The 9277-nt window shown below is 58.4% G+C and carries 5 protein-coding genes and 1 pseudogene; 1 reads left to right on the plus strand and 5 read right to left on the minus strand.

Going from position 1 to position 9277, the window contains the following annotated elements; all coding sequences use genetic code 11:
• Positions 1-2609 precede the first annotated feature (2609 nt).
• The 4 genes from HNQ71_RS34415 to HNQ71_RS34430 form a co-directional block, all read right to left on the minus strand.
• A complete protein-coding gene (locus tag HNQ71_RS34415; protein WP_184879567.1) occupies positions 2610-3767 on the minus strand; it encodes an acyl-CoA dehydrogenase family protein in 1158 nt (385 codons plus the stop codon).
• 45 nt (positions 3768-3812) lie between these two features.
• Positions 3813-5009 (minus strand): acyl-CoA dehydrogenase family protein, encoded by a 1197-nt coding sequence (locus HNQ71_RS34420; protein WP_184879570.1) that lies wholly within the window; start codon positions 5007-5009, stop codon positions 3813-3815.
• Between the two features lie 102 nt (positions 5010-5111).
• Positions 5112-5891, minus strand: coding sequence for a carnitinyl-CoA dehydratase (locus tag HNQ71_RS34425; protein ID WP_184879573.1), 780 nt, complete (start codon positions 5889-5891; stop codon positions 5112-5114).
• A complete protein-coding gene (locus HNQ71_RS34430) occupies positions 5884-7968 on the minus strand; it encodes an acetate--CoA ligase family protein (RefSeq protein WP_184879576.1) in 2085 nt (694 codons plus the stop codon). The genes HNQ71_RS34425 and HNQ71_RS34430 overlap by 8 nt, the downstream gene beginning before the upstream one ends.
• A gap of 509 nt (positions 7969-8477) precedes the next feature.
• Between HNQ71_RS34430 and HNQ71_RS34435 the strand changes: the two genes are divergently transcribed.
• A complete protein-coding gene (locus HNQ71_RS34435) occupies positions 8478-8942 on the plus strand; it encodes a zincin-like metallopeptidase domain-containing protein (protein WP_425492308.1) in 465 nt (154 codons plus the stop codon).
• Between the two features lie 224 nt (positions 8943-9166).
• Here the strand turns inward: HNQ71_RS34435 and HNQ71_RS35425 are convergent.
• Positions 9167-9277, minus strand: a pseudogene (locus HNQ71_RS35425) (ABC transporter permease); the annotation flags it as partial.

Genomic DNA, 9277 nt, shown 5'->3' on the forward strand with positions numbered 1-9277 from the left:
TCGACGACGGCTCGATCGAGATCCCATACGCCTACCACAACGGCGACGAGGCCATCCTCAAGGCCACTCGTGATCCTTCTTCAACAGCCTGCTAGACTTTTCAAATTCCAGCGCTGTAATTCGGCACGGAGACTGGCTGGTCTCGGGGGATCGGGATTGGCTTCAGCCGGCAGCCGAAGCGATTCAGCAAACTATGCTGGGCCCGATAATATCTACTATACCAAGGGGTTGTGACACTTGGTCGTTTTATACGGTACAAGCGCTACTCATTTTCAAAGATCGAGGTCGCCTGACCTCCGACAGCCCACGTTACGACCTATCTCACTGAAGCACGCATCATACCTTATCCCGATCTCTATTTCAAACGCCAGATCGGCACGCGTCTTAGTTCATCGCCGATATCATCCTTCGGAAATCGCCGAGCGTTAAAGTGATTGGCAGTTGCTTGGCAATAAGCTGGGGCGCTTTCCATCAGCCCGCCTCGATGCTGCCACGTTTTGGTGACGGCGGGAGTAGCCACTCGAACCGCGCGACCATTTCCATGAGCAGTGCCTGGACAAAGCTGATGTCTTCGTCTCTAGCAAATCGAGATCGTGGTGACCTTGTTTGGGCGTCCGAGGCGGAGAGAAAATCCACACACTCGAAGCCACTCTCCTGGACACAACAGGAAGGATCGTACAATTGGAGGTTTTCGACCGCCACGCTCTCGAAGTGATCTCCCCGGTCTGCGTTTGCAAGCCAGACGGCAACCTCGGCTCGCGCGCCTACCCAGGATGGTGGTGTCGCTACGGGCTATTCTTTAGTTCTCGGAGGCAATCAACCTTGCGAGTCGAGAACTGTTTCGGAATAGAGGCGGCGTCTAATTAAACCGATTCGCTTCCGCCAGAACCCGCGCTTTAATAATGGTTTGAGCAGGATCATCGACGGATCGAGCGGCGAACGCGTGTTCTACGCTGCAGCGCCACTTGGGATAGCAAAGTCGCCTCTAGTCGGTCCGGCCCTCTCAGGGAGCGTTAGATGCAATCGCCGCCTGAATCCGCCAAGAGGAGCTGATCTGCCTCCGCTCAAGACTTATGGATGACTCCGCAGAAGGCGGACTGATTCGGCTTTGAGTGTACCCTGAGGACACCGCGTTTTAAAGCGGTGGAGTATTCACACTGGCATACCACCCCATAGCTGTCGAGACCCTGGGATCGTGATGCGCGGCAGCACTGCGCGAGCGCCGTGGACCAGGTGTCTCACAGGTTGCAAGTACGGCCGCCCGCGGGCGTCGCCTACAGCAGTCGTCCAGGCGGTAGCGCGGATGAAGCTTTTGTCGTCCGAGCATGGCCCACACTATGCGCATTGGCAAGCGCAAGGCTGCGACGTTGTGATGCCGCTGTTGCCGCAGCTTGTCGAGCCAGAGGCTTCGCGGATCTGCTTGCCGCCAACCCAGTTCAAACCGCGAGCGCCATTGTCATTAGCGTGCGCAGATGCCGATCGCTGTTCACTGATGCCAAACAGGCAGGTCCGACACACTGGCTCGCTGCTTCGGCACCAGGCTCAGCAAGGCCGCGAACGATGGCCGTTCTTCAAGCAGCTTCTGTGGCCCACCGCGGCGACCAAGGCTGTTGCTGGCGCGACAAATCTCCCCATCCACCGGCCTTGGAGGCGACGGTGATCGATCGCGCCTTCTCGAAGCAAGCGCCGCCGTCGTCAGTCAGCTCACAGGTGATGACCACCAACTCGCGTGCCCGGCCTGCGGCTTTCGCCGCAGCCACTCACACGAGCCGACCGAGGCGTTGTAGATGCCGCAAAGCGGGTGCCAATCAGCGAGAGCTTGGCGCATCAGCCAAGCCCTCCTCACATCCCAGATGGCGATGAGAGCAAGCTGCGGGTAGCGTTCTCGAAGCATGACGCGGAATTGTGGCGCGACAATTCTGATGAGAAGCGCGCGAATCTGGATGAGAATCTGGTGTCGCGGCGGAGGTGATGATCGCGGCATTGATTGTCGCGCGCAAGAGGGTTTGTCGGTTTGATTGTCGCGGCGCGTCAATCAGCGAGGCTGTTGGCGGGTGTGGCATAGGATTGGGCGAGCGTCATCCCGGAATGAGCGGTCTCATCCCGGCTGCTGCACTCAACTTGAGGTACTTCGCGCCTGATCATTGATCAGTCTCCTGATAAAGGGCCGTGAACAAATGTATTTCATGGTAGATACGTCTGTCTGACAACTCACGGTCCGTTATGGGAACTCGCTAATCGTTATTGGTAGTGTGCTGAAGGTTCTGCAAATTCCGTAAGGAGGGCGGTCTTATATTAGCCCGTTTGAGGGTGATAACTGCACCGAGTGTCAACGACCAATTCGGCGGTCTATGTCGACTGCCGAACTTGGCGAGCGCCTGGCTCACGCACCCTCGAGCGCATCGCGCGGGCTTGGCCAATCAATCGAGTCGACGAATTCTTGCCGTGGGACTTCAGGGCTGCACGGCCTCAGCTATTTACGCGGTCCATCTCGTGCGCCTGTTGCGGGCCTGTATCGATTTCCTGCGTCGCATTGAGTTTTGCCTCTGACGTTGCCATGTTTCCTCTCCGATTTCTTAACCGCTTCACTCGCGCCATGCCGCTTGGGCTCAGTTGATGGACTCGCTCCTTAGCCCTCCAAGTGCCGCCAGTCGCCTCAGGTAATGATCTGCATCACCGAAAAGCGTGTCGATCATCACGACACGCTTGAAGTAGTGGCCTATGCTATATTCCATCGTCATTCCAATGCCTCCATGAAGTTGGATTGACTGATGGCCTATGGCTTTGGATGACCGACCGATCTGAACCTTTGCCGCCGAAACTGCGCGCTCGCGCTCAATCGCGTTGTCTTCGCCCACCATCATTGCGGCGTACAGGGTCATCGATCGAGATTGCTCCAACTCCACAAGCATGTCGACAGCACGATGCTGCAGCACCTGGAAGCTGCCAATCTTCGTTCCGAACTGTTCACGCGTCTTGAGGTAACCGAGCGTGATAGCCTGCATTTTTGTGAAGCAGCCAACGGCTTCCGCACAGAGTGCCGTGACAGCCTCATCGGCCACCCTCGAGATAACTGGGAACGCCCCTTCTGGGTCGCCAATCAAATTACTCTCGTCAACGCGTACATTCTCCAGTGCAATTTCCGCCCCACGCAGACCATCCTGTGTCAGGAAGGGGCGGCGAGTGAGGCCCGGCGCATGAACGTCAACAAGGAAGAGCCCGATCCCATTCTTCTCGCGAGTACCTCCGGCTGTCCGGGCCGAGACTATTATCTTACCGGCCACGTTGCCGTGAAGGACGAGGGTCTTGACCCCGCTTAGAGCCCAAAAGGTACCTTGCTTCTTTGCTTGTGTCTCAACGTGGAAAAGATCATAGCGCGACTGTGGCTCGGCATATGCAAAGGCCAGTTTGGCTCTACCGTTCACAATCAGGGGGATTAGCTCTGTCTTTTGTGCTTCATTCCCACCACGGCGAAGCAAACCACCGGCAAGGACCACCGTTGCGAGATAAGGCTCCAAGATCAAGCTCTTGCCGAAAGCCTCCATCACGATCATTGTTTCGATCGGACCGCCGCTGAAGCCGCCATATTCCTGCGAAAACGGCAACGCCAGGAGACCGAGCTCAGCATAGCGTTCCCACATCGCCTCGCTGAAGCCGGGGACCTCACCTCCGTACTTGCGGCGATCGCCGAAGCCATAACTGTCGAGCATAAGTCGCTCGACGCTTTCCGTTAGGAGCCGCTGCTCTTCCGATAGATCGAACTTCACTGCAAATATCTCCCGAAACTTACCGCTGCCAGTGACCACGATCCATCAAAGGCCGAGGATCGCTTTGGCGATGATGTTCTTCTGAATCTCACTGGATCCCGAATAGATCGACGCCGCACGGCTATCGAAATAGGTGGGGGCGATCTTCGCGGCCCATCGCGGGAGGATTGGCGGCTCGTTGCGACTCCCAAGCTCCTCGTCCGGGGTGTAAGGCAATGCGTTAGGTCCCATGACAACCATTAGGAGCTCCGCGGCGGCCTGCTCAACTTCCGAGCCCCTCAGCTTTAGGATGGAACTTGCGGGATCCTGTACTCCTTGTTGCTGCTTTGACGCATTTGCGATTGCGCGGAGTTGAGTGATCTCAAGTGCTTTCAACTGAACTTCGAGTTCGGCGACCTTTTCACGAAAAGAGGGTTGATCAACAAGTCGCTCGCCGCCGACATAGGTCTGAGCCGCAAGTTCCAGCGCGCGCCGCATACGCTCCTTGGAAATGCCTACACCAGCATCGCCGAACCGCTCGTTGTTAAGCAGATACTTCGCGTAACTCCACCCTTTGTTCTCTTCCCCAACTAGATTTTCTACCGGGACATGGACATTATCAAAGAATACCTCACTGACTTCGTGACTGCCATTGATCAGGTGGATCGGGCGCACAGTGACGCCCGGCGACTTGATGTCGATGAGAAGGAAGGAGATGCCTTGCTGCTTCTTCACGTCTGGATTGGTCCTTACCAGACAAAAGATCCAGTCGGCGTAGTGCGCCGATGATGTCCAGATCTTCTGGCCATCGACGACGTAATGGTCGCCATGACGGACTGCCCGCGTCTTAAGTGAGGCCAGGTCGGAGCCAGCTCCCGGTTCCGAAAAGCCTTGGCACCACCAATCAGTTGCGTTAGCGATGCGGGGCAAATAGTACTGTTTCTGCGCCAGATTGCCAAAGGTGTAGATGACTGGACCTACCAAGTCCTGACCCATACCCAACTTGACTAGCGCTGGAAAGGCACGCACCTCTTCTTCGAAGATGTACTGCTGGACGAGGGTCCACCCCGTGCCTCCATATTCCTGAGGCCAAGTTGGCACACCTTTCTTGTAAAGGTTCCGCGTTCCAGCCGCGATCTCGTCTTTCGACAATTCTAAGCCTTCGGCCAATTTTTGGCGTATTTCCGGGATCGTATTGTCAGATAAGAACCTGCGCACCTCCTCCCGGAAAGCCCGATCACCTTCTGTGAACATAAGATCCATGGGGCTATACTCCATTGCTAAACAAGAGTTGCCGTTGCCCAAGCTGCCGCTTCCCCTCCCGTGGGGGAAATCGTCTGAAGATAAGTATTGCGGCAATGACCATTATTTTTCCTTCCAGACGGGATTACGCTTTTCGGCAAAGGCACGGGGACCTTCAAGTTTGACCTCTGACCGATGAAGATTGTCGACAGTCACGAGCTGATTGCATTTCACGCGGTTTATCGCGTCCTGGAAGCTGAGGGCTTCCGCCACGCGCGCCGTCTCCTTGATCGCGGCGAAGACCAGCGGCGGGCCGCTGGCTAAAAGCCGCGCGATTTCCCAGACGCGGTCTTCAAGCTTCTCTTTGGGCAGCACCTCGTTGACCAGGCCCCAGCGATGCGCCTCGGCCACGTCCATCCAGCGGCCGGTGAGCAGGAGGTCCATGGCGACATGGTATGGGATGCGCTTCGGGAGCTTGATGGTGGCTGCGCCGGCTAGTGTGCCGGCGCGGATCTCGGGCAGCGCGAAGGAAGAATGGTCCGAGGCATAGATGAGGTCGCAGGAGAGCGCCAGCTCGAAGCCGCCGCCCACCGCCATGCCGTTGACGCAGGCGATCACCGGCTTGTTCAAGTCGCGCAGTTCCTGCAGCCCGCCGAAGCCGCCGACGCCATAGTCGCAATCGGTATCGCCGCTTGCACCAAACTTGAGGTCCCAGCCGGCACAGAAGAATTTGTCGCCGGCGGTCTTCAAAATGGCGACGCGAAGTTCCGGATCGTCGCGGAACGCCATGAACGCTTCACCCATCAGGCGGGACGTTCGCGGGTCGATGGCGTTGGCCTTGGGCCGGTCGAGCGTGACTTCGAGGATCGCGCCTTCGCGGCGGGTGGTGATGACGTCAGTCATTCTTCTTTTCTCCAAGCACCAGCAGGGCATCCGCGATCCAGGCACCATTGCCTTCGGCGCAGACGATCAGCGGATTGATGTCGAGTTCCTCAATCTCACCGGCATTCTTCTGCACGAAGTCGGCAATGCCGGCGATGGCGTCGATGGCGGCCCCGACATCCGCCTTCGGTCGGCCGCGATAGCCCTCCAACAGTGGGTAGAACTTCAATCCACGCAGCGCCGCCTCGATGTCGTCGCGCGTCGCCGGCAGCATCAGGATCACGCTGTCGCGCAAAAGCTCGACCAGCACGCCCCCGGTGCCGAGCGTCATCACCGCGCCGAACATCGGGTCACGGGTGAATCCGACGATCAACTCGGCGACACCGTCTCGCACCATGTGCTCGACATAGAGGCCAGTGCCGAGCGGCAGGAGGTCAAGTGCGGCATTGCTGACGGATTCAGTATCCTTGAGGTTCAGCCGCACCGCGCCCACTTCCGACTTGTGGGCGACGCCCAGCGCCTTCAGCGCCACAGGAAATCCGAGCGCCTGGGATAAGCTAGCTGCCTCGACCGCGTTGTTCGCACGCTCGCCCTTCGGTACCGGCAAGCCGGCTTTGATCAGCCTCTCTTTGCCTTCAGCTTCGTCGGGTGTGAAGCGCTTGGTGCCGGATCTTCCGACAGCCGTGGTGTCGACTGGCTGCGCGAGCGGTTCGCGCCAAGCGTTGCCGATGAAGGCTGCTGCCTGTGCGGCATCCATAGCTTCCGGGATACCGAACAATGGCGCGACGCCACGAACGATCAGTCGGTCTGCGTACTCCTCCGGCAAGTTCTCGGGTATGGAAGAAACAATGGCGCCGTTCGCCTTGTTGGTCTTGAGCGCGGCTTCAAAGGAACGCAATGTTACCAAGCCCCACTCGTCGACGTTCAAACAGCGGTCGCGACGCGGAAAATCGATCACCAAAATGTTGAGGTCGAAGCCGCCGGACACCATGGCGGAGAAAGTGGCCGTCATTGCCGGTTCGTTGTTCCAGATGAAGGTATGGTAGTCGAGCGGATTGGCAACCGCCACTAGGGGCCCGAGAGTCGATTTCACACGGACACGATGGTCAGCTGCCAGCACGGGGAAATGCACCGAGCGCCCTTCAGCGCTGTCGGCCATTATGGAGGCCTCGCCGCCCGAACAGCTCATCGACGACAGCCTGCAGCCTGGCAGCGGGCCGGTTATGTGTAGGAGCTTCAACGCCTCGATAAAGGCTGGAATGGAATCAACGCGCGCGATGCCGAGTCGCTTCAGGAAGGCGTCGGAAGCAGCATCCGAGCCGGCGAGCGAGGCGGTGTGCGACACGGTTGCCTGCCGTGCCTGTTCTGAGCGCCCGACCTTCATGGCGATGATCGGCTTCTTCAGCTCGCGGGCTCTTGCCGCCAGCCTCTCGAAGCCGGCGACCGAGTCAAAAGCCTCGATGTGTAGGCCAAGCGCGGTGACGCGCTCGTCCTCGATCAGGTCGAGCGCCATTTCTGAAAGGCCGGTCTGCGCCTGGTTGCCGGCCGTCATCAAGAAGGCGAGCGGAAGGCCGCGCTTCTGCATGGTTATGTGGATAGCTACACTAGAGGACTGCGTGACGATGGCGACCCCCCTGCCATCTTTTGCCAGTTTGACACCGCCATGGTTGTCAGGCCACAGAAGCGCACCGTCAGCATAGTTGATAAGGCCATAGCAGTTCGGGCCGATAATCGGCATCTGGCCGGCTGCGGCAACGAGTTCGGCCTGCAGCCTCTCACCGTCCTCGTCATATGCGCCGGTCTCTAGAAATCCTGCTGCATAGCAAACGGCCCCACCGGCGCCACGCTCGGCCAAAGCCTTCACGACGTCGACCGTGAGGTGACGATTGACACCCACAAAAGCAGCATCAGGAGCACCGGGCAATTCGGCGACTGAACGGTATGCCTTGTAGCCATCAACATCAGCCTTGTTTGGATGCACAGGCCAAATTTCGCCAGAAAAACCAATCCTGCTCGACTGAGTGACGACGCGAGCCGCCTGTTTGCCGCCGAATACAGCGATCGATTTCGGATGCAGAAGTCGCTTGAGTTTATGCATGATCATCTTTTCGTTTAAGCGCGTTTTCCAGAACCGGATTCAAGCGTTGCGGCTTATCGCCGAAATGACCCCATTCAAGATTCTGTACCAATCATGGTCACCTCCGCTAGTTGTGGGCGTGTCGTCAGAGAGGCTTCTAGAGTTGGCTGTGCAAATGGCGTGCCATCCTGACGACCCAGCTGCGGCTTGACGCTCAAGTGTGCCGGCGGACCTTTGTTCGCGCTTCCTTCCCTATTTTTGTCTTGGGTCAAGCTGAGCACGAAAAGCAAACGTTTCGGCTACAGTTCGTCTGTTCGTCTCGCGACAGTTTCGTTCAATGGCGACAGCTTTTTGTTTGCTATGAATGCAGCGGCACCGTTCGGTGCAACGCCTTCATATTGGTCACGAGCGAGGTCGGGCATGCCCTTGGATACGGCCCAGACTCGTCATCGTTAGGGCCGAGGCGCCGCCTGGCCGTTGGCGAGGTGCGCCAGCTTCCAATCAGTCGGGACAAAGCGATTCCGCAAGACTTGGAGATCGAGACGAACCGTCGCAAGCCGTCTCTTCTTGCAGCAGCCGAGGGCGACGAGCCGCAGGCCGTGCCGTACCTCAAGCGCTTCACCGTCTTCAATGTTGCTCAGTGCGACGGCCTGCCCGAGCACTTCCCTGCCGCCGCCGCGCCGCTGCCCGAACGCGAAACCATCCCGCAGGCCGAGGCGCTTGTTCGCTCAAGCGGCGCGGATTTCCGCATCGGCGGTGAGCGCGCTTTCTACACTCTGGCCGGCGATTACATTCAGGTGCCGCCGCAGCCGGCATTCTTCCAGCAGATCGACTATTACCGCACCAGCTTTCACGAGCTCGGCCACTGGACCGGCCATCCGAGCCGGCTTGCCCGTGACCTCTCCGGCTCCTTCGGCTCCAAGGTCTATGCCCGCGAAGAACTGGTCGCCGCAGCCTTCTCGGCGACCGCCTCGGCATACACGCACAACCGCTGATTCCGCCGCTCGCGGATCTCGTTAGGCAAGCCGCTCAAGCCTGACTGCCCGGCAATCTGCCCCGGTTACGGTGGCAATTCTCTTATGCTCATCGGGTCACTCTGAACCCGGAAACCGCGCAGGTGACAACGATCCGCAAGCGTCGGGCTAGCCGCGCAACGCCGGCGAGGGCCTCGCCAGCCGCTGTTCATGTCACCTGAAACGGAGCCCGAGCGGGAAGATGATCAAGAATTCGCTCTGTTCTGGAATAGGCGTATCGTGCCCATCAGCAGGATTGAGATGGCAACGATGATTGTGGAGACGACAGCGATGACCGGGGTGAGATTGAAGTCGAT

Source organism: Mesorhizobium sangaii (assembly GCF_014207355.1).
Taxonomy (GTDB): Bacteria; Pseudomonadota; Alphaproteobacteria; order Rhizobiales; family Rhizobiaceae; genus Mesorhizobium; species Mesorhizobium sangaii.